14 protein-coding genes are annotated in these 21,505 nt (G+C 39.7%); 12 read left to right on the top strand and 2 right to left on the bottom strand.

Features of this window, described 5'->3' with window-relative positions:
• Positions 1-59 precede the first annotated feature (59 nt).
• The 12 genes from SG0102_RS03620 to SG0102_RS03675 all read left to right on the top strand — a co-directional run bounded on the left by SG0102_RS03620 (position 60) and on the right by SG0102_RS03675 (position 20,245).
• Positions 60-542, top strand: coding sequence for a hypothetical protein (locus SG0102_RS03620; RefSeq protein ID WP_125118698.1), 483 nt, complete (start codon positions 60-62; stop codon positions 540-542).
• Between the two features lie 173 nt (positions 543-715).
• Entirely contained in the window at positions 716-4,462 is a 3,747-nt protein-coding gene (gene rpoB, locus SG0102_RS03625; RefSeq protein ID WP_125118699.1) for a DNA-directed RNA polymerase subunit beta, read from the top strand.
• Positions 4,462-8,154, top strand: coding sequence for a DNA-directed RNA polymerase subunit beta' (gene rpoC, locus SG0102_RS03630; protein WP_125118700.1), 3,693 nt, complete (start codon positions 4,462-4,464; stop codon positions 8,152-8,154). Before rpoB ends, rpoC begins: the two co-directional genes overlap by 1 nt.
• A 157-nt stretch (positions 8,155-8,311) precedes the next feature.
• Complete coding sequence (locus SG0102_RS03635; protein ID WP_125118701.1) at positions 8,312-10,003, top strand: hypothetical protein; 1,692 nt, start codon at positions 8,312-8,314, stop codon at positions 10,001-10,003.
• Between the two features lie 74 nt (positions 10,004-10,077).
• The gene (locus tag SG0102_RS03640; RefSeq protein WP_162300177.1) at positions 10,078-13,767 is read left to right on the top strand and encodes an EAL domain-containing protein; all 3,690 of its coding nucleotides are present in this window, start codon (positions 10,078-10,080) and stop codon (positions 13,765-13,767) included.
• 288 nt (positions 13,768-14,055) lie between these two features.
• Positions 14,056-14,469 carry a 30S ribosomal protein S12 gene (rpsL, locus tag SG0102_RS03645; RefSeq protein WP_125118703.1) on the top strand — a complete coding sequence of 138 codons (414 nt, stop codon included), beginning with the start codon at positions 14,056-14,058 and terminating at the stop codon, positions 14,467-14,469.
• A gap of 17 nt (positions 14,470-14,486) precedes the next feature.
• Positions 14,487-14,957, top strand: a complete 471-nt coding sequence (gene rpsG, locus SG0102_RS03650) for a 30S ribosomal protein S7 (protein WP_125118704.1) — start codon at positions 14,487-14,489, stop codon at positions 14,955-14,957.
• 42 nt (positions 14,958-14,999) lie between these two features.
• Entirely contained in the window at positions 15,000-17,078 is a 2,079-nt protein-coding gene (gene fusA, locus SG0102_RS03655) for an elongation factor G (protein ID WP_125118705.1), read from the top strand.
• A 149-nt stretch (positions 17,079-17,227) separates the two neighbouring features.
• A complete protein-coding gene (gene tuf, locus SG0102_RS03660; RefSeq protein WP_125118706.1) occupies positions 17,228-18,412 on the top strand; it encodes an elongation factor Tu in 1,185 nt (394 codons plus the stop codon).
• A gap of 444 nt (positions 18,413-18,856) precedes the next feature.
• Positions 18,857-18,940: a 23S rRNA methyltransferase attenuation leader peptide gene (locus tag SG0102_RS03665; protein WP_001814874.1), complete on the top strand. Its 84-nt coding sequence runs from the start codon at positions 18,857-18,859 to the stop codon at positions 18,938-18,940.
• Between the two features lie 124 nt (positions 18,941-19,064).
• A complete protein-coding gene (gene erm(B) / locus SG0102_RS03670; RefSeq protein WP_002292226.1) occupies positions 19,065-19,802 on the top strand; it encodes a 23S rRNA (adenine(2058)-N(6))-methyltransferase Erm(B) in 738 nt (245 codons plus the stop codon).
• 164 nt (positions 19,803-19,966) lie between these two features.
• Positions 19,967-20,245, top strand: coding sequence for a hypothetical protein (locus SG0102_RS03675; protein WP_197715068.1), 279 nt, complete (start codon positions 19,967-19,969; stop codon positions 20,243-20,245).
• Positions 20,246-20,534: 289 nt separating this feature from the next.
• Here the strand turns inward: SG0102_RS03675 and SG0102_RS03680 are convergent, their stop codons facing one another.
• A complete protein-coding gene (locus SG0102_RS03680; RefSeq protein WP_125118707.1) occupies positions 20,535-21,206 on the bottom strand; it encodes a hypothetical protein in 672 nt (223 codons plus the stop codon).
• A 66-nt stretch (positions 21,207-21,272) separates the two neighbouring features.
• A complete protein-coding gene (locus SG0102_RS03685; protein ID WP_125118708.1) occupies positions 21,273-21,464 on the bottom strand; it encodes a hypothetical protein in 192 nt (63 codons plus the stop codon).
• Positions 21,465-21,505 lie beyond the last annotated feature (41 nt).

A 21,505-nucleotide genomic window follows, 5' to 3' on the forward strand; every position in this document is an offset into this window, starting at 1 on the left:
AGTCTTTTTCTCTTGTCTTAAAGGTGTTTTTCTTAGATAATAAAAACAGGAGGTACATTATGGATAAGGAATATCATTTAGATCGTTATTTTGATTTTTCGCAATATAGCGAAGATTTCTTTGAAGAAGAAGGCCATCAGGATATTTTAGATGACTATAAGGAGTATTTAGAAGAATTTACCTTAGAACTAGAAAAGAGTTTAAAGCCTAAGACGATTGCCCGTCATCTTTTTAATGTTTCTTTTTATCTGATTGATTATTGTTTATTTTATAGTGGAGACGATTTAGAGGGCTCTTTATCGCTTGGCAATCTCGATGACTTCTTTGGTCGCTGGTATCAGTACAAATGCATGTGGTCAACGCCAACGTCCGTGAAACAGACCATTGCCGGTTTAAAGAAATTTTACAAGGTCATGCTTGCTCATGGGCACATTGACAACGAGCATTATGATGATTTTATCGACACCATTAAAGAATATAAAGATGACTGGGCAATAGCGATGGCAGAGTTTAATACACCAAAAGATGATTTCTGGTGGTAGGATGTTATGATAACATCCTTTTTTGCATTTCGTTTTTTGCGCTTTTTTGATTTACCGTTGACAATAGAGAAGTCTTGTGCTATCATCCTAAGATGCCAGCTCATATCTAAAAGCATCCTTTTTTGCATGCTTTTTTGTAAGAGTTTGAGAAGAATAAAGGAGTGAAACGGACTTTGGAACAAAATTTACCACGCGCAGACAAGAAAATTGTGCGCCGCGATTATTCAAGAATTAGTGGGTCTCTGGCTCTACCAAACTTAGTAGAAATCCAGACAGATTCCTTTAAATGGTTTAAGGAAACAGGTATCAAAGAAGTATTCGAAGATATCTATCCAATCACTAACTTTAACGAAACACTCTCATTAGAGTTTGTTGATTGCCGTTTTGATGAACCTAAATATGACGTCGATGAAAGTAAAGACCGCGATGCGATTTATTCAGCACCACTTCGCGCTACTTTACGTTTAGTAAATAACTCAACCGGTGAAATTAAAGAAAATGAAGTATTCATGGGAGATTTCCCATTAATGACTGATGCCGGTACTTTTATTATCAATGGGGCAGAACGTGTTATTGTCTCTCAGTTAGTACGTTCACCAGGGGCATACTTTGGTAATGCCACTGATAAAGTAGGGAAAACTGTCTTTACCGGGCAGGTTATTCCTTCACGTGGGACATGGTTAGAATTCGAAAACGATTCTAAAGATGTTTTAAATGTACGTATTGACCGTCAGAAGAAGATCCCTGGAACGATCTTACTTCGTGCTTTAGGGTTATCTTCTAATGAAGATATCATTGATGTTTTTGGTGACCATCCATTCTTACAGAATACGTTTGAAAAGGATACAACAACCAATACTGATGAAGCCTTAATTGAAATTTACAATAAGTTAAGACCTGGTGAACCAGCAACGCTGGAAGGGGCTAATACTTTATTATATACCCGTTTCTTCGATCCTAAACGTTATGATTTAGCAAAAGCTGGTCGTTTCAAATTAGGTAAGAAGTTATCATTATTAGACCGTATTGCTGGTCGTATCTTAGCGGAAGATGTCTATGACGTCGATGGCAATTTAGTCTTACCTGAAGGGACTAAAATTACCGTTAAGGAATTAGATTTATTAAAGCCAGTTTTCGAAGCAGGAGCGCATACGAGAACCCTGCAGACAAATGAAAACATGCAGTCTAACTCAGTCATTCAGTGTATTGAAGTCTATACTGATGAAACGCGTCGCAGAAAGATGAAAGTCATCGGGACAGATTTATCATTAAAATCTAAGTTCATTACAATCTCTGATATGATTGCTGCTTATTCTTATATGTTAAACTTAGTCGATATCTTTGAAACGATCGACTTACAGGATGCTGACCGTGTTAACTTAATGAGCCGTATTGGTTTATTAGATGATATCGATCACTTAGGAAACCGTCGTGTCCGTACCGTTGGTGAATTAGTACAGAACCAGTTCCGTATCGGTTTATCACGTATGGAAAGAGTCGTTAAAGAAAGAATGTCCTTATCTGAAGCAGATAGTGTGACACCTCAGTCTTTAACCAATATTCGTCCGTTAACTGCCGCAATTAAAGAATTCTTCTCTAGTTCACAGTTATCTCAGTTCATGGATCAGATCAACCCATTAGCCGAATTAACAAATAAACGTCGTTTATCTGCCTTAGGCCCAGGTGGGTTATCAAGAGACCGTGCAGGTTACGAAGTCCGCGACGTCCATCCATCACACTATGGTCGTATCTGTCCAATCGAAACACCTGAAGGTCCAAACATCGGTTTGATCTCGACTTTAGCTACTTATGCCAAAGTCAACCAGTATGGTTTCATTGAAACACCATACCGTAAAGTGAATAACTGTGTCATTGATGAAAATGATATCCGTTATCTTTCTGCCGATGAAGAAAAGAATTACATCATCGCGCAGGCCAAAGTCAAAACGGATGAAAATAATAGAATCTTAGATGAACAGGTTATTTCTCGTCATTTAGGGGACAACATCATGGCGAAGCCAGAAGAAATCGATTTTATCGATATCTCACCAAAACAGATCGTATCCGTTGCTTCTTCATGTATCCCATTCCTGGAAAACGATGATGCGACCCGTGCCTTAATGGGTTGTAACATGCAGCGTCAGGCCGTACCTCTTTTAAATCCTCATACCCCATATGTTGGAACTGGTATGGAAGCGCAGGCTGCGCACGATTCCGGTGCCGCTGTCGTTACGAAAGAAGCTGGCGTTGTTACTTATGTTGATGGGAAGAAGATCGTTGTTAAAAACGATGAAGGTCGTGAAAGAACGTATCGTTTAGTGAAATTCTCTATTTCCAACGCCGGGACTTGCTTAAACCAGACACCAATCGTTAAAGCTGGTCAGCGTGTCGAAAAAGATGAATTAATCGCTGATGGACCATCAATGGAACATGGTGAATTAGCCTTAGGGCAGAACGTCCTCGTTGGTTTCATGACTTGGAATGGTTATAACTACGAAGATGCGGTCATCATGAGTGAACGTTTAGTAAAAGAAGATGTCTATACATCTATCCATATTGAAGAATATTCAATCGAATGCCGTGAAACGAAGTTAGGCCCTGAAGAAATCACTCGCGATATCCCTAACGTTGGGGAAGATGCACGTAGTGATTTGGATAGTGATGGTATTATCCGTATCGGTGCCGAAGTGAAAGAAGGCGATATCTTAGTTGGTAAGGTAACGCCTAAAGGACAGGCTGAATTATCAGCAGAAGAAAAATTATTATTAGCGATCTTTGGTGAAAAGTCTCGTGAAGTAAAGGATAACTCATTAAGAGTTCCTCATGGCGGGGCCGGGATCGTTCATGATATTAAAGTCTTTGACCGTAAAAACGGTGATGAACTCCAGCCAGGGGTTAACCGTGTTGTCAAAGTATACATCGTCCAGAAACGTAAGATTTCGGAAGGTGATAAGATGTCTGGTCGTCATGGTAATAAGGGTGTCATTTCGAAGATTTTACCAATCGAAGATATGCCTCACTTAGCTGATGGGACACCACTTGATATCATGTTAAACCCATTAGGGGTACCTTCACGTATGAACATCGGTCAGGTGTTAGAATTACACTTAGGCTATGCTGCACGTGAATTAGGCGGTCAGTACTTTGCAACCCCAGCCTTCGATGGGATCAACGCTCAGGACTTAGAAGATATCCAGCATGAAGCTGGCGTACCAACTGATGGTAAACAGTGGGTTTACTCAGGTATGACAGGGGAAAGATTTGATTCTAAGATCTCTGTTGGGGTCATGTACATGATCAAGTTATGCCACATGGTTGATGATAAATTACATGCCCGTTCCGTAGGTCCTTACTCATTAGTAACGCAGCAGCCTCTTGGTGGTAAAGCCCAGAACGGTGGTCAGCGTTTCGGTGAAATGGAAGTTTGGGCCCTTGAAGCATACGGTGCTGCTTATACCTTAAGAGAAATCTTAACGGTTAAGTCAGATGACGTTGTTGGTCGTGTTAAGACTTATGAAGCGATCGTTAAGGGTCAGAAGTTACCAGAACCAGGTTTACCTGAATCATTCCGTGTCTTAATCAAGGAATTACAGGCCATTGCCTTAGATGTAGAATTACTTGATGATGACGGTAATGAAGTCCATATGAGCAATATCGAAGATGAGGAACGTCGTTTCCCTCGTTCATTCGATGAGAAGAAACCAAAAGAAGAAAATGCTGAAGAAAAGAAAGCTGATGAAGACACTGACGCGAAAGCGAGTGAAGATACTGAAGCTGACGAAGAAGCAGATTCATCTGCCGAAGATGAAGAAGCTGCTAAGGCATTAGAAAGTTATAATGATGAGCAGACAGATGCTGCATTAAATGATATCATGGCCGATATTGCCGGCGGTGATGACGATGATGAGGAGGATGAATAATGGCATCAAATACTAATTTTTCCGCAATCCGTATTGGTTTAGCCTCTCCTGATAAAATTCGTGAATGGTCTCATGGCGAAGTAAAAAAGCCAGAAACCATTAACTACCGTTCACAGAAACCCGAAAAAGACGGGTTATTCTGTGAACGCATCTTCGGTCCGATGAAGGACTGGGAATGTGCCTGCGGTAAATATAAGAAAATCAGATATAAAGGTGTGGTCTGTGATCGCTGTGGTGTTGAAGTCACTAAGTCTTCTGTCCGCCGTGAAAGAATGGGTCATATCGAATTAGCAACGCCAGTTGCGCATATCTGGTATTTAAAAGGTATTCCATCACGCATGGGCTTAATCTTAGACATGCCAGCGAAACAGTTAGAGGAAATTATCTACTTCGTTTCTTATGTCGTTACTGATAAAGGAACGACACCACTGGAATACAAACAGGTCTTATCAGAAAGAGATTATCGTAACTGCTATGAAAAATTCGGTGATCAGTTCGAAGCAAAAATCGGGGCTGAAGCGATCAAAGTCTTATTACAGAAAGTAGACTTAGATGAAGAATTTGAAAAGGTTAACAAAGAATTAAGAGAAGCTCAGGGGCAGAAACGTCAGAAATTATTAAAACGTTTAGATGCTATTGAAGCATTCCGTTCTTCTCATAACCAGCCAGAATGGATGATCTTAGACGTTTTACCAGTTATTCCACCTGATTTACGTCCAATGTTACAGCTGGATGGCGGTCGTTTCGCCACTTCTGACTTAAACGATTTATATCGTCGTGTTATCACTCGTAATAACCGTTTAAAGAAACTGTTAGAGTTAGGAACACCTTCCATTATCGTCCAGAACGAAAAACGTATGTTACAGGAAGCTGTTGATGCCTTAATTGATAACGGTCGTCGTTCTAAACCAATTACTGGTGCTGGCGGACGTCCTTTAAAATCACTGTCTCATACTTTAAAAGGGAAACAGGGTCGTTTCAGACAGAACTTATTAGGGAAACGTGTTGACTACTCAGGTCGTTCCGTAATCGCAGTGGGACCAACTTTAAAGATGTATCAGTGCGGGATCCCAAGAGAAATGGCTTTAAACTTATTTAAACCATTCGTTATTTCAGGATTAGTTCGTGATCAGATTGCGCAGAATATCAAAGCTGCTGAACGTATGATCGATAAGATGGATGATGCTATCTGGCCAGTTGTGGAAGAAGTTATCAACACGCATCCAGTCTTATTAAACCGTGCCCCTACCTTACATAGATTAGGGATCCAGGCTTTCGAACCAATCTTAGTTGAAGGGCGTGCCATTCGTCTGCACCCATTAATGTGTCCAGCGTTCAACGCCGACTTCGATGGTGACCAGATGGCCGTCCATGTCCCTCTTGGTGAAGAAGCTATTCAGGAAGCACGTCAGTTAATGCGTGGTGACCACAACATCTTAGGTCCTAAGGATGGAAAACCAATCGTTACACCATCACAGGATATGGTGCTTGGTAACTACTATTTAACAACTGAAGTAGCGGGTAAGATCGGTGAAGGGACAGTCTTCGCTGATGTGAACGAAGTCTTAATGGCTTATGATGCAAAAACTGTTCACTTACATACACGTTGTGCCATCCGTGGTGCTTCATTACATAATAAAACATTCACAGAAGAACAGAACAATGCTTATCTGATTACTTCTGTTGGTAAGATTATCTTCAACCAGATCTTCGATGGGGAATTCCCATTCATGAATGAAGACTCAGCGGAAAACTTAAAACATACGCCAGATAAGTTCTTTGTCCCATTTGGTACAAACATTAAAGAACATATCGCAGCGCAGCCAATCATTCATCCATTTACGAAGAAAACCTTAGAAAAGATCATCGGTGAAGCCTTCAAAACGCAGCATTCTGAAGATATCAGTGTCATGCTTGATAAGATGAAAAACCAGGGTTACCATTACTCAACAGTGGCTGGTTTAACCGTATCCGTTGCCGATATCCAGATCCCTCAGAAGAAATACGTCTTATTCGATGAAGCTGATGACCAGCTGGAAGTTATTAAGAAGTTATACGCCAAAGGGAAATTAACAGAATCTGAACGTTATAATGCCGTCATCAAATTATGGACTGACATTAAAGACCGTGTTCAGGATGTCGTACAGGAAGAGTTCGTCTCTGACGTTACGAACCCAATCTTCATCATGTCAGACTCTGGTGCCCGTGGTAACATCTCGAACTTCACTCAGCTCGTAGGTATGCGAGGCTTAATGTCTAACCCTAAGGGTGAAACGATCGAATTACCAATCAAGTCAGCCCTCCGTGAAGGGTTAACGGCATCCGAATTCTTCATTTCGACTCATGGTGCCCGTAAAGGTTCTACCGATACGGCCTTAAAGACTGCCGATTCAGGTTACTTAACGCGTCGTCTTGTCGATGTTGCGCAGGAAGTTGTTGTAACAGAAGAAGACTGTGGAACAGACCGCGGCTTCAAAGTTAGTGCTTTATACAATGCCGATGGTTCAGAAATCGTTGGTTTATCTAACCGTTTAATCGGTCGTACATCATTAAAAGATATCGTTAATCCACAGACTGGTGAAGTCATCGTGGCTGCAAATCAGTTAATGAATGAAAATGATGCAAAAGCCGTTGTCGATGCCGGCATTGAAGAAGTAGAAATTCGTTCTATCTTCGGCTGTCGTGCTAAAGACGGTGTCTGCTGCAAATGTTACGGTCGTAACTTAGCAACGGGTGAACCAGTAGAAGTCGGTGAAACTGTCGGTGTTATGGCCGCTCAGTCAATCGGTGAACCTGGTACTCAGTTAACAATGCGTACCTTCCATCAGGGCGGGGTTGCCGGTGATGCCGATATCACTCAGGGGTTACCTCGTGTACAGGAATTATTTGAAGCCAGAAATCCAAAGGCAAAATCTATCATCTCTGAAATCAGCGGTGAAGTTACTAACATTATCGATAATGCCGGCCGTGCCGAAGTCGTTGTCTCTAACGATTTAGAAACAAAGAGCTACTTAGCACCATATGGTGCAAAACTCCGCGTTGCGGTAGGCGATCAGGTTGAAGTTGGTGGTAAGATTACTGAAGGTTCTATCGATCCTAAGGAATTATTATCCGTAGCTTCAATGGAAGCTGTTGAAAACTACATCCTGAAGGAAGTTCAGAAAGTTTACTCACTTCAGGGTATCGATATTTCCGATAAACATATCGAAATTATCGTCCGTCAGATGATGAAACGTATGCGTATCATCGATGGCGGTGACACTGGCGTCTTACCAGGTAAACATGTCAATGTCCAGGAATTTACAAACCTGAACAGACAGGCTTTAAAAGAAGGCAAACGTCCAGCAGTTGGTCGTCCAATCTTACTTGGTATCACGAAGGCTTCCTTAGATACTGACTCTTGGTTAGCAAGTGCTTCCTTCCAGGAAACAACACGTATCTTAACGGATGCAGCCATCAAGGGTAAAGTTGATCATCTGAAGGGCTTAAAGGAAAATGTCATTATTGGTCACTTATTACCAGCTGGTACTGGTTTAAGAGGTCCATTAAAATCTCCTGAAACCATCGCTCAGGAAAAAGAAGAAGCAGAACGCTTAGCAGAACTCAAGAAGAGTGAAGATGAAGCACCATACTTCGATCCTGATGATGCAACCTTCAATGAACCAGAGGAATTCATCCCTCATAATAAATAAGAAATTAGGCATAGCTTAACGGCTATGTCTTTTCTTTCGCTCAAAATTAGTAAAAAGCTAAGGGAATAATAACGAGACAAGTCATACCGATATTCGCTATAGAGATATGAAATGTTTCACATATTTCACTTCTATACTCATAAGTGAGGTGAATGAAATGAAACGAAAAACCAAAAACATCATCGCTACGCTCTTACTGTGTTTATCAGTAAGCAGTATTGGCGGGATGATGTTTTATATTTATACGAAAAATCATCCTAAGAAACAGGGTGGGACACCACCATCGATTGCGCAAAAAATGCCTAGTAATAATACGCTGCAGGGTATGGAGCAAAACGGCAGTCAGAGTCAGCCAAAACAAATGAAAACCAGTCAAAGCTTAGCGATCTATTATTACTTAGCGATGGGGATGGAATCATTTGTGGCCGTCGGCTCAGTCTTCTATCTGATTGTTAGTAAAGGTTCTAAACGGAAGGTGAGTGAAGCGATGAAAACATGGCAAACAAAAGCAATGGGTATTTCTTTATTAGCCGTTGTTACGGGCGGCTTTACGTTTAGTGAAGCGTATATTGCCAATCATTATCTTATTCAGGCGAAATCAATGCAGGCACCTGGTAATGGATCATCACAAAATGGTATGCCAAGTGGTCAGGCACCCTCTTCAAAGAGTTCATCAACGACGAAGGCGAGCGGAAAGACCACAGTGACAGGGACGAAAACCATAACCGGCAGTCAGACATCTTCGAAGCGTGATCAGAATGCGATTCTCGTAAAGAAAGGGGCAACGGCCACCATTAAAAATGCGACCGTGAAGAAAACCGGAGCTTCTTCAAATACGGAAGCTTCTGATTTTAGTGGTGTGAATGCGGCCATCTTAGCGCAAAATGGCAGTGCAAATATTACAAATACAACCATTGCAACAAGCGCTAGAGGGGCGAATGCCGTTTTTGCGACTGGCAGTAAAGCGAAGATTTATATGAGTCATTCTACCATTAAAACGACAGGTTCAGACTCTAGCCGCGGCCTAGATGCCACATATGGCGGAACCATTATTGGCAAGAACTTAACGATTTCTACAACCGGCGGCAGCTGTGCGACGTTAGCGACTGATCGTGGTGAAGGAACTGTTAAAGTGACGTCTTCTAAATTAACAACAAAAGGTGCTGGGTCACCGCTGATCTACTCAACGGGCAACATTAGTGCGACGAAAACGACTGGCACAGCCTATGGAGCACAAATTGTGGTTGTTGAAGGAAAAAACCAAGCGACTGTGAATAATGCGACGTTAAGTGCCAGTGGTAAGGGTAATCGTGACCGTATTGATCAGGCTGGGGTGATGCTTTATCAGTCTATGTCAGGCGATGCGAAAAGCGGCGTTGCCACATTTACAGCCAATAACAGTAACTTATCCATCTTAAAATCATCGGCTTATTATAAGAGTGCACCAATGTTCTTTGTGACAAATACGGAAGCTGTGATTAATCTGAATAACACGAAGTTAAACTTTGGTTCAGGGACGTTATTATCAGTTAAAGGCACGAGTGCCTGGGGGACGAGCGGGCAAAATGGCGGTCATGTCACGCTTAATGCGAAAAAACAGACTTTAACGGGTAATATTACAGCCGATTCAATTTCTACGGTTTCGATCAAACTGATGAATAGTACTTATAAAGGAGCCATCGATACCAAGAATAAAGCGAAGAAGGTCACTTTAACATTAGACAAGAGTTCTAAAATCACGTTAACGGGAGATACGTATGTGACATTTTTAAAAGATGCTGATACAACTTACAGTAATATTAACTTCAATGGCTATAAGTTATATGTGAATGGCAAAGCCATCAATTAGAGGAGTGAGCACTCCTCTTTTTGCGTGAAATACTTTTTTGAATCAAGTATAATAGAGGGAAAGGGGAGATGTTTATGAGAAAGACGATTGCCTGGTATCGCAGCCATGATCCGATGACGCAAGTGAAATTAAAGAGTGTCTTAGATCAGGATATCAGTGAGTTTCAAAATGCATCACTATCAGTTTTAGTGATCACGCTCAAAGAGTTAGGCAGCATGTATGATCTCAGTGGCAGTGATTTTGGGGATCAGGTTATTAAAGAGCTGGTGCGTTTAGCATCTTGTTTCTTTAATGAGGATTATATCTATAAGGATGGTTATAATAGTTTTATTATTCTCGATCATAGTGATCAGTTTAGTGATCGTTTGACGCGCTTTAAAGATAATGTCAGTCATTATGAAATCAATCATTATCGTGTTTATACAACCCTCCAGTTCGGTTTTGTGCAGGCATATCTGACTGCTCCGGCGATGATCTATGAGCTGATTGCAAAAGCCCGTCGCAATCAGGATCACGCGCAGCCGCATAAAGAGAAAACTGCCATCAGTCCTGCTTTTGAAGAAAGTGACTTAGATAGTCAGACGGGCCTTTTAACCATGGACGCTTTTACCCGCTATGCGACAGCGCAGGTCGAAAAGACGGATTTGGTGGCTTATCATATGATTATCTGTTTCTTTGATATTTCGCGCTTTAAACGGTTTAATAAGCGTTATGGTTATGAAGCCGGAAATACGATGATGCGGATGATGGTCAAGATGTTAAAACAGTATTTTCCCGAATGTTTGATTGCCCATTTATCAGCTGATCGCTTTGTTGTGTTATGTCCAGAGCAGGGCATTGAGGATCTGCTTCATCAGATCAATGTCACTTTTGATGAATACTATTTTGATAAGGATGTTACGATTCATACGGGCATTTATCGCATCCGCGAGATTACCCGCATTACCACCGCGATTGACCGGGCCCGTTTAGCAGCTTCGACGATCCAGGAGGGCAGTCGTGAGCGGGTGCGCTATTTTGATGAAGAAACACGTAAGCAGCTGTTATTTGAATCCTATGTTGTCGAGCACTTAGAAGAAGCCATACAGAAAGGTGATATTAAAGTGTATTATCAGCCTATCTATCGGGTTAGAACGCATAAGATTGCCGGTTTAGAAGCGGCTCCGCGCTGGCATCGTGTGCATGATCAAATTCTTGAGCCGAAGGATTTTGCCCCTATTCTTGAAAAGCATCATATGATTCATATTTTAGATACCTATATGATTAAACAGGTATGCAAAGATTATGCGGAATTTCGTAACTTTGATGGGGTGATGGAGCCTTTTTCACTCAATATCTCAGTTAATGATTTTGAGTTTTGTGATATGATTGATCTTTTAAATAAGGAAACAGCGCTCTACGAAATTCCCCGCAATAATGTGCGTATTGAACTGACTGCTAATAAAGTACTTTTCAAAGATCAGTATGTGATTGAAGAGTTAGAGCGTCTAAAGTATTTAGGCTATGAATTATGGCTAGAAGATTATGGCGATTTCATCTCTAATTATAAGTTATTCTCTGATGAACTTTTTAATGCCTTTAAGCTCGATGCGCAGGATTTAGATCATTTTGATCATGATGATCAAGTCATTATGCAGGCACAGATTTTAACAGCGAAACGTTTAGGCATTCGCACGATTATGAAAGGTGTTACTACTAAGCAAATTAGTGATTTGGTTGCCCAGTTAGGCATTGATTATATGCAGGGATCTTATTTCAAAGAATATGCTGTGTATTCAAGAATGCATCCCCGCTACAATAATTTGGATTTTGAATTGCCCGCTGAATATCATTATCAGGAAGCCATCAGCCGCCAGCCTTTATATGAAGCACCTGATCAGGCTTGCTGCATCGTTGAAGTAGAACATCATTTTAAAAAATTTCTGGCGATGAATGGGGCTTTCCAATCCTTATGGCATAATCTGCAGGTGAGCAGCATCAGCGCCTTAGAAGATCTTTTCAATCATAAACCGCAAGTCTTTAAAAAGAATATGCGGATGATTGTCAATGAAGCGAAACGCCATCAGCAGCCGCAGCTTTTTAGTGTGATTGTCAATACGTTTTTAGTGGAAGGGGAGCTTTCGGCGATTGCCTCAATGAAAACCAAAGAAGCGTATATGATTCGCATCAGACAGGTGAAGGTCGCCGCAACGGATGATCGGCCAGAAAAACTGCTGGAGTATTTAGCGAGCCGTTATGAGCAGGCGTATTTATATCAGCCGAGTCGTGATCAGGCAACGCCGATCTTACATAACAGCTCTCTCCATGATAATGTTTTACAGGCGAGTGCCCTGATGAATTTCTTTGTTGATCATCAGCTCTATCCGGAGGAAGAGGAACACTATCGTCAGTTTATGTCTTCTAAGTCTCTGTTAAGTCGGATTTATAGTTCACCAAGTCAGTGCGTCGAAGATAACTTTCGTATTCTTGATGAAGATGGTCATTATCCATTAAAACGGATTACCATTTCGCTTTGTGAAGATGGCAAGGATCCCTTGCTGCTATATACTATTTCGTCTCCGCGCACGCAAACGTCCTATGCGAAAAGTCTGACAAATAAAGGCGGCTTTTCTTACAGTAATCTCTTTGATAATATTCTCCATCAGTTAAAAATTGGCATCTTCTGGAAAGATCGTGACCGCCGCTTCGTCGGAACAAATCGCACTTTCCTCAAGTATTTCGGTTTTGCCTCAGAAAAAGAGTTACTGGGCAAACGGGATGAGGATTTAGGTTATCACTTAGATCCGATGCAGTTTAAAGAAGATGAAGAGCATGTCATTAACGAAGGGGCAACGATTATTAATCGCGAAGGCATCTGTGTAGTCGATGGCAACTTACGTAAGATTCGTAACTTTAAACTGCCCATTTATGAGCAGGGAGAGATTATTGGTTTATTTGGCTGCTTTGAGGATGTGACGGATCGCAGTATTATCGTGAAGAACTTTCTAAATTATCAGGATCAAGTCACGAAGTGTGCCAATAAGACAGGCTTAGAGATTGCTTTAGATCAGTATATTAAGGAATATACACTCAATCATATTGATTTTAGTTATATCTGTTTGTCCATTGATAATTTAAAGGTGATGATTCATGATGAAGGCATGGATCAGGTGAATATCTTATTAAAGAAGATTGCGGATGTTTTAAAGAAATTAGTACGTAATCAAGGCTTAGTGGCTTATATTTATGGCGATCTGTTTGTCGTCATCAGTCAGGAGACAAATCAGCAGGCGATTGCTGATACGATTTGTTTAATGGGTGAACGGATTCAGGAAATTGTCGTCAGCGGATCACGGTTAACGCCCTATTTGACGAGTGCTTATGCTTTATATAGTGAAGCGGAGAACCAAAGCGCTATTGATGATCTGGTTTTAAAACGGTTATTAGAAAATAAGCAGGAAATGAAAAAGAAGCGGGAAGAGAATATGGTGAAACAGTCTCTTTCTACTTATTTGGAGATTGTGAAAAGCTATGAAGCCGTCTTTACGCATATTATCATTATGGATGAAGATTTGCAGATCTTACATCAGGTACATACCTTCCCTCATGTTCATGACTATCTGATGAGTGAAGATGTTGGTTATGATCTGCAGACACAAAAGCATCATAATACGTATTCGGGTATTGAAATGATCGATGGGGAATCGTATTACTGTGTTACGAAGTGGCAGGAACTTGGTCATCGCGGTTATATTATTGAATTATCTAAGAAAGTAGAGATGTGATCATCTTTACTTTCTTTTACGTTAAGCAAATAGGTATTCGCAGACGTTATACAGCGATGTTAAAGAGGTGAGAAGATATACGTATTTTTCTTAAAAAAGTATTGTTCTGCTCATATAAAAGTGCTATATTAAACGCACGGGTTCGTTGATTTAAAAAAGAGTAAAAAAAGTGTTGACTTCAGGTAGTCAATTATGTATTATATCAAAGGTGCTTGTTGACAAGCATTATTTTATAACTGAATTTTTGAAACACCCGGAATTGTGTGTTAGAAAAGAAAGGAGAAAACAATGCCTACAATTAATCAGTTAGTTAGAAAAGGACGTAGTGAAAAAGTTAAGAAATATAAATCTCCAGCATTACAGAGAGGTTATAACTCATTAGCTAAGAAAGCTACTAAGGTTGCTTCACCTCAGAAGCGTGGAGTTTGTACACGTGTGGCTACTATGACACCTAAAAAACCAAACTCAGCTTTACGTAAATATGCCAGAGTTAGATTATCTAACGGTTTAGAAGTAACAGCTTATATCCCAGGAATTGGTCACAACTTACAGGAACACTCAGTTGTATTAATTCGTGGTGGACGTGTAAAGGACTTACCAGGGGTTCGTTACCATATTATCCGTGGTACTATGGACTGCGCTGGTGTTAAAGATCGTGCACAGGGCCGTTCTCGTTACGGAACTAAAAAACCAAAGAAATAAAATAGGAGGAATTGCTAATGTCTAGAAAAGGACGTATTGCTAAGAGAGATGTATTACCTGATCCAGTTTACAATAGCAAAACTATTACTAAATTAATCAATAACATCATGCTCGATGGTAAAAAAGGTGTCGCTCAGAACATCTTATATAACGCATTTAAAGAAGTAGAAGCTAAGACTGGCAAACCAGCTATGGAAGTTTTTGATGCTGCAATCAATAACATCATGCCTGTTCTTGAATTAAAAGTAAGACGAGTTGGTGGTGCTAACTACCAGGTCCCAGTTGAAGTTTCACCAGAAAGAAGATTAACATTAGGTTTAAGATGGTTAACTCAGTATTCTCGTTTAAGAAATGAAAATACGATGATTGATCGTTTAGCTAATGAAATCATTGATGCTTCTAACGGTACCGGCGCTGCTGTTAAGAAGAAAGATGATACTCATAAAATGGCTGAAGCCAACAAAGCTTTCGCACATTTCCGTTGGTAATATCATTTTATATATAGAAGAAATATTTAAAAGGAGAAAATTATGGCTCGTGAATTTCCACTAGAAAAAACACGTAATATCGGGATCATGGCTCATATCGATGCTGGTAAAACCACAACGACTGAACGTGTCCTCTATTACACTGGTAAAATCCATAAGATTGGTGAAACACACGATGGTGCTTCACAGATGGACTGGATGGAACAGGAACAGGAACGTGGTATCACTATCACTTCCGCTGCCACTACTGCGCATTGGAAAGGTTACAGAATTAACATTATCGATACACCGGGTCACGTTGACTTCACAGTCGAAGTTGAAAGATCTTTACGTGTATTAGATGGTGCTGTTACTGTCCTTGACTCTAAGGCAGGGGTTGAACCTCAGACTGAAACAGTTTGGAGACAGGCTACAACTTATGGTGTACCTCGTATCGTATTCTCTAACAAAATGGATGCGACAGGTGCAGACTTCATTATGTCTTTAGAATCAATCGGTAAACGTTTAGGCGCTAATGCCGTAGCAATTCAGTTACCAATCGGTGCTGAATCAACATTCGAAGGCGTTATTGACTTAGTGACTATGAAAGCATTATATTTCGAAGGTGCTGAAGGGATCGAAGTCATTGAAAAAGAAATTCCTGATGAATACAAAGATCAGGCACAGGAATACCATGAAAAGATGTTAGAAGCTGCTGCATCATTTGATGATGATTTATTAATGCAGGTTCTTGAAGGTGAAGAACCAGACATCGCACAGGTAAAGGCTGCCATCCGTAAAGGGACATTAGCAGTTGAATTATTCCCTGTATTATGTGGTTCCGCTTATAAAGATAAAGGTGTTCAGCCAATGTTAGATGCTGTTATCGATTACTTACCAGCACCTACTGATGTCCCTTCAATCAAGGGTACAGATGCTGAAGGCAACGAAGTAGATCGTCATCCATCAGATGATGAACCATTCGCAGCTTTAGCATTCAAAGTTATGACTGACCCATATGTAGGGAAATTAACATTCTTCCGTGTTTATTCAGGTACTGCTGAATCAGGAACTTATGTATTAAACTCTACAAAAGATAAGAGAGAACGTTTAGGACGTATCTTACAGATGCACGCTAACCACCGTAAAGAAATCGATAAGGTTTATGCTGGTGATATCGCTGCCGCTGTAGGTTTCAAAAATACAACGACTGGTGATACTCTTTGTGATGAAAACAACTTCGTTATCTTAGAGAAGATGGAATTCCCAGAACCAGTAATCGAATTAGCTATTGAACCAAAAACAAAAGCTGATAACGATAAATTAGGTATCGCTTTAGCTAAGTTAGCTGAAGAAGATCCAACTTTCAGAACATCAACAAACCCTGAAACTGGTGATACAATCATCGCTGGTATGGGTGAATTACACTTAGACGTCATCGTTGACCGTTTAAAACGTGAATTCAACGTAGTCGCTAACGTTGGTGCTCCTCAGGTTGCTTACCGTGAAACAATCACAAAAGCAGCTGATGTTGAAGGTAAGTTCATCAGACAGTCTGGTGGTCGTGGTCAGTATGGTCACGTTTGGATCAAATTTGAACCAAACCCAGGCAAAGGCTTTGAATTCGTTGACGCAGTAGTCGGCGGGGCTGTCCCAAGAGAATACATTGGTTCAGTTAAACAGGGTCTTGAAGAAGCATTAAATAATGGTATCATCGCTGGTTATCCAGTCTTAGATATTAAAGCGACATTATTCGATGGTTCTTACCATGATGTCGATTCATCTGAACAGGCATACAAGATCGCTGCTTCTATGGCATTAAAGAACTCTGCTAAGAAGTGTGATCCAGTTATCTTAGAACCAATCATGAAGGTTGAAGTGACTGCTCCAGCTGAATACTTAGGTTCAGTTATGGGTGATATCTCATCTCGTCGTGGTATGATCGATGGTCAGGAAGAAAGAGGTAACGCTGTTATGGTTGAAGCTTCTGTACCACTTTCTGAAATGTTCGGTTATGCAACTGACTTACGTTCATTCACTCAGGGCCGTGGTAACTACACTATGCAGTTCAACCGTTATGAACAGGTACCTAAGTCAATTCGTGAAAAGATCATTAAAGAAAAAGGCGGAAAAGAAGACTAATTCTTTCACGCAAACCGTTTTGTGAGTGGTAAGTCGGTGACTTATCACTTGCAAGGCATGAAAAGTCATGAATTATATTGCTTTTTAGCAGTAATTCATATAGAATGTATATGTAAAATTTTAAGTAATTAATAGGAGGAAGACCTTAAATGGCAAAAGAACATTTTAACCGTGGTAAAGTCCATGTAAACGTTGGTACTATCGGTCACGTTGACCATGGTAAAACTACATTAACTGCTGCAATCACTAAATACCTTTCTGAAAAAGGTATGGCTAAATTCGAAGATTACAGCCAGATCGATGCCGCTCCAGAAGAAAAGGAACGTGGTATCACAATCAACACTGCACACGTTGAATACGAAACTGAACATCGTCACTATGCACACGTTGACTGTCCGGGCCATGCTGACTACATCAAGAACATGATCACTGGTGCAGCTCAGATGGATGGTTCTATCTTAGTTGTTGCTGCAACTGATGGACCTATGCCACAGACAAGAGAACATATCTTATTATCTCGTCAGGTTGGTGTACCTTACATCATCGTATTCTTAAACAAATGCGATATGGTTGATGACGAAGAATTAATCGACTTAGTAGAAATGGAAGTTCGTGAATTATTAAATGAATACGACTTCCCAGGTGATGATACTCCAATCATCCGTGGTTCAGCTTTAAAAGCACTTGAAGGCGATCCAAAATGGACTCCTGCAATCCAGGAATTATTAGACACAATGGATTCTTATATCCCTGATCCAGTCAGAGATACTGATAAACCATTCTTAATGCCAGTTGAAGACGTATTCACAATCACTGGTCGTGGTACTGTTGCTACTGGTAGAGTAGAACGTGGTCAGTTAAACTTAAATGATCCAATCGAAATCGTTGGTATCAAAGAAACTCAGCAGTCAGTAGCTACTGGTATCGAAATGTTCCGTAAGTTATTAGACTACGCAATCGCTGGTGACAACGTTGGTGTCTTATTAAGAGGTATCAACCGTGATCAGATCGAAAGAGGTCAGGTTATCGCTAAACCTGGTTCAGTTCACCCACATAAGAAATTCAAATCTCATGTCTACATCTTAACTAAAGATGAAGGTGGACGTCATACTCCTTTCTTCGCTAACTATCGTCCTCAGTTCTATTTCAGAACTACTGACATCACTGGTGTTATTGAATTACCAGAAGGCGTAGAAATGGTTATGCCTGGCGACAACGTTGAATTAGACGTAGAATTAATTCACCCAATCGCTATCGAAAACGGTACTCGTTTCTCTATCCGTGAAGGTGGTAGAACTGTTGGTGCTGGTAACGTTACTGAAATCGTTGAATAAGAGTAACATGCAAGAAGGTATCCTTAGGGATATCTTCTTTTTTGGCGCCTTATATTTAAAATGGTATATTTAAACTTACGCATATTGAATTTATAGAAATTTTTGAACAGAAAATGCGCTGATTTTCTTCTAGGGTTTTAATAGCAAATACAGGCTGCTGAGAAGAGTCTTATAGGCAGCAAATTAACTTTTAATACTTATTGGAAGATCTAAAAACTTGCATGACCGTCTGAAGATAAATTATGATCATGAAACAAATCATAGAATTGTACCTGGATTCAAAAATTAAAAAACAGGGTATTATAATGAAATATATTTAAAGTATTTAAAATATAATTAAAAAACAGTGTTTTATAACCTTGACAAGATAATTAAAATTTTGTATAATAGGAATTGAAGTTAAATTAGATGCTAAAAATTTGTAATTAAGAAGTAGGGATCGTCATGTTGGTATTCCAAATGCGTAATGTAGATAAAACATCTACTGTTTTGAAACAGACTAAAAACAGTGATTACGCAGATAAATAAATACGTTAGATTAATTCCTACCAGTGACTAATCTTATGACTTTTTAAACAGATAACTAAAATTACAAACAAATCATTTAACTTCTGTATTTATTTACAGATGTAATCACTTCAGGAGTGATTACATGAACAAAAATATAAAATATTCTCAAAACTTTTTAACGAGTGAAAAAGTACTCAACCAAATAATAAAACAATTGAATTTAAAAGAAACCGATACCGTTTACGAAATTGGAACAGGTAAAGGGCATTTAACGACGAAACTGGCTAAAATAAGTAAACAGGTAACGTCTATTGAATTAGACAGTCATCTATTCAACTTATCGTCAGAAAAATTAAAACTGAATACTCGTGTCACTTTAATTCACCAAGATATTCTACAGTTTCAATTCCCTAACAAACAGAGGTATAAAATTGTTGGGAGTATTCCTTACCATTTAAGCACACAAATTATTAAAAAAGTGGTTTTTGAAAGCCATGCGTCTGACATCTATCTGATTGTTGAAGAAGGATTCTATAAGCGTACCTTGGATATTCACCGAACACTAGGGTTGCTCTTGCACACTCAAGTCTCGATTCAGCAATTGCTTAAGCTGCCAGCGGAATGCTTTCATCCTAAACCAAAAGTAAACAGTGTCTTAATAAAACTTACCCGCCATACCACAGATGTTCCAGATAAATATTGGAAGCTATATACGTACTTTGTTTCAAAATGGGTCAATCGAGAATATCGTCAACTGTTTACTAAAAATCAGTTTCATCAAGCAATGAAACACGCCAAAGTAAACAATTTAAGTACCGTTACTTATGAGCAAGTATTGTCTATTTTTAATAGTTATCTATTATTTAACGGGAGGAAATAATTCTATGAGTCGCTTTTGTAAATTTGGAAAGTTACACGTTACTAAAGGGAATGTAGATAAATTATTATGAAGATTTATATAAATCGAATGAGCAACTAAAAAAATATGCAGAAACAGATTTACCAAAAAGAATTGATTACGTAAAAGGCAAATACAAAGAGGTAGTGCGTGATTACAATGATTTGGCAGATAGATTTAATAATAATTTAGAGAAAATTGATTCGTTGGAGAAAGAGAATAAATCGCTTAAAAACGAAATTAAGGGCATTTACAGAGGTTTTAATCAGTTTATGGAAAATACCCTTGGTGCAACTGTTGGACAAGCTAAAAAGCTCATGAATAACCTTGTGAGCGAAATTAAAGAGTTTGTAAAAGGTGGAGAGTTTGAAAAAATTCATAGAAATGAAACTCAAACACGAGATAGAGATGAATTAAGTCGTTAGAAGCTCATATTTGCGTTCTAAGACGTTTTAAATCAATTCGAGTATATTTACACGTGATTATTACTTTTCGTCGGCATAAGCGTTTAAAATGGCTATAAATAATAAAGACGGCGCTTTAAAGTAGCGTAGGCTATCCAGTTTTTTGGGGTTTTTCAAACCGTAGGGTTTGCACCTCCCCACGAAAACTTATAGGCCTTTGGAGTAAATAAAACTCCCACTATACTGAGCGTATTGTTAGCGAAGACTCACAGTCTGAGAAATCTGGCTGATGGGTCTTCGCTATTTACTTTTACAGGTGTGCCTGGTGATAAGCCAGGCGCTTTTTATATCGCTCAACTGCCTGATTATAAAACCGGTAGGCCTCCAGAAAGCTGGCTGAATACAGGAAGAACATGCCATCCAGTTTATAAAGCGGATTGGTAAAGAACCAGTGACCATCATTAATCCATTTAATGCATGCTCCTTCCTCACGGGGAGTGACTGGGTGATCCTTCTTGTACTTCTCGAAATCATAGAAATCAATAACCATGTAGCTTTGATCCTCTTCAGTCAGTTCGTCTGTATGAGGATCTCTTTTTTGAATATTAGTGTAATCAGCTTCGAAGTAGTTATTTCTAAAGCCGTTTTTATAGGCTTCAATGATGAGTCTCTGCATGAATGTGGCTTCGGCTATGTTCATAGGACGGCCGTTGTTGTCTTTCATATTAAATTCATTGGCATAGAAGCTATGGCCGCTGCGTATCCAGTCAATACAGTGCTGTTCCTCATCATTCATAAGCTCAATGGATGTTTCCTTATCAAGAAACCTATCGAGTTCATCCAGATAATGACGAGTGTCCTCGTCGTCGTAATAAATATTATTATCAGGAGCACAGCTGGGTTCCAGTCTATCGCAGGCATCATATTCCTTTCTGTATTCTCCATAGTTTTTAAGATCTTTTGAGTAGGTGTGTTTGCTCATAATATTTATGTCCTTTCTGTTTATAAAATAAAGCGGAGAGGCATAAAGCTTCTCCGCAGATGGTTGTTATTCATCTGGTTCATGATCGAATAGTGATTCCTGCCTCCAGCTTACGTCATATTTGACTTTCGCATTCATGATCCAGGATGTCAGTGCTGATGACATCGACTGGTGCTGTTCAAATGCATACTGGTGAAGTCTTTCGTAGACTTCGGGATCAAGAGAGAAGGAAACCATTTTTCTTTTTTGCTTTTTCATTTTCTTTGCTTCCTTTCATATATAATGGCTATATAGGCGTT

The organism is Intestinibaculum porci (genome assembly GCF_003925875.1).
Classification (GTDB): domain Bacteria; phylum Bacillota_I; class Bacilli_A; order Erysipelotrichales; family Coprobacillaceae; genus Intestinibaculum; species Intestinibaculum porci.

Bases quoted from the DNA above. Each gene is read 5' to 3' on its own strand.
- SG0102_RS03620 (WP_125118698.1), top strand. From the start codon at position 60: ATGGATAAGGAATATCATTTAGATCGTTATTTTGATTTTTCGCAATAT.
- rpoC (WP_125118700.1), top strand. From the start codon at position 4,462: ATGGCATCAAATACTAATTTTTCCGCAATCCGTATTGGTTTAGCCTCT.
- SG0102_RS03635 (WP_125118701.1), top strand. From the start codon at position 8,312: ATGAAACGAAAAACCAAAAACATCATCGCTACGCTCTTACTGTGTTTA.
- SG0102_RS03640 (WP_162300177.1), top strand. From the start codon at position 10,078: ATGAGAAAGACGATTGCCTGGTATCGCAGCCATGATCCGATGACGCAA.
- rpsL (WP_125118703.1), top strand. From the start codon at position 14,056: ATGCCTACAATTAATCAGTTAGTTAGAAAAGGACGTAGTGAAAAAGTT.
- rpsG (WP_125118704.1), top strand. From the start codon at position 14,487: ATGTCTAGAAAAGGACGTATTGCTAAGAGAGATGTATTACCTGATCCA.
- fusA (WP_125118705.1), top strand. From the start codon at position 15,000: ATGGCTCGTGAATTTCCACTAGAAAAAACACGTAATATCGGGATCATG.
- tuf (WP_125118706.1), top strand. From the start codon at position 17,228: ATGGCAAAAGAACATTTTAACCGTGGTAAAGTCCATGTAAACGTTGGT.
- SG0102_RS03665 (WP_001814874.1), top strand. From the start codon at position 18,857: ATGTTGGTATTCCAAATGCGTAATGTAGATAAAACATCTACTGTTTTG.
- SG0102_RS03680 (WP_125118707.1), bottom strand. From the start codon at position 21,206: ATGAGCAAACACACCTACTCAAAAGATCTTAAAAACTATGGAGAATAC.
- SG0102_RS03685 (WP_125118708.1), bottom strand. From the start codon at position 21,464: ATGAAAAAGCAAAAAAGAAAAATGGTTTCCTTCTCTCTTGATCCCGAA.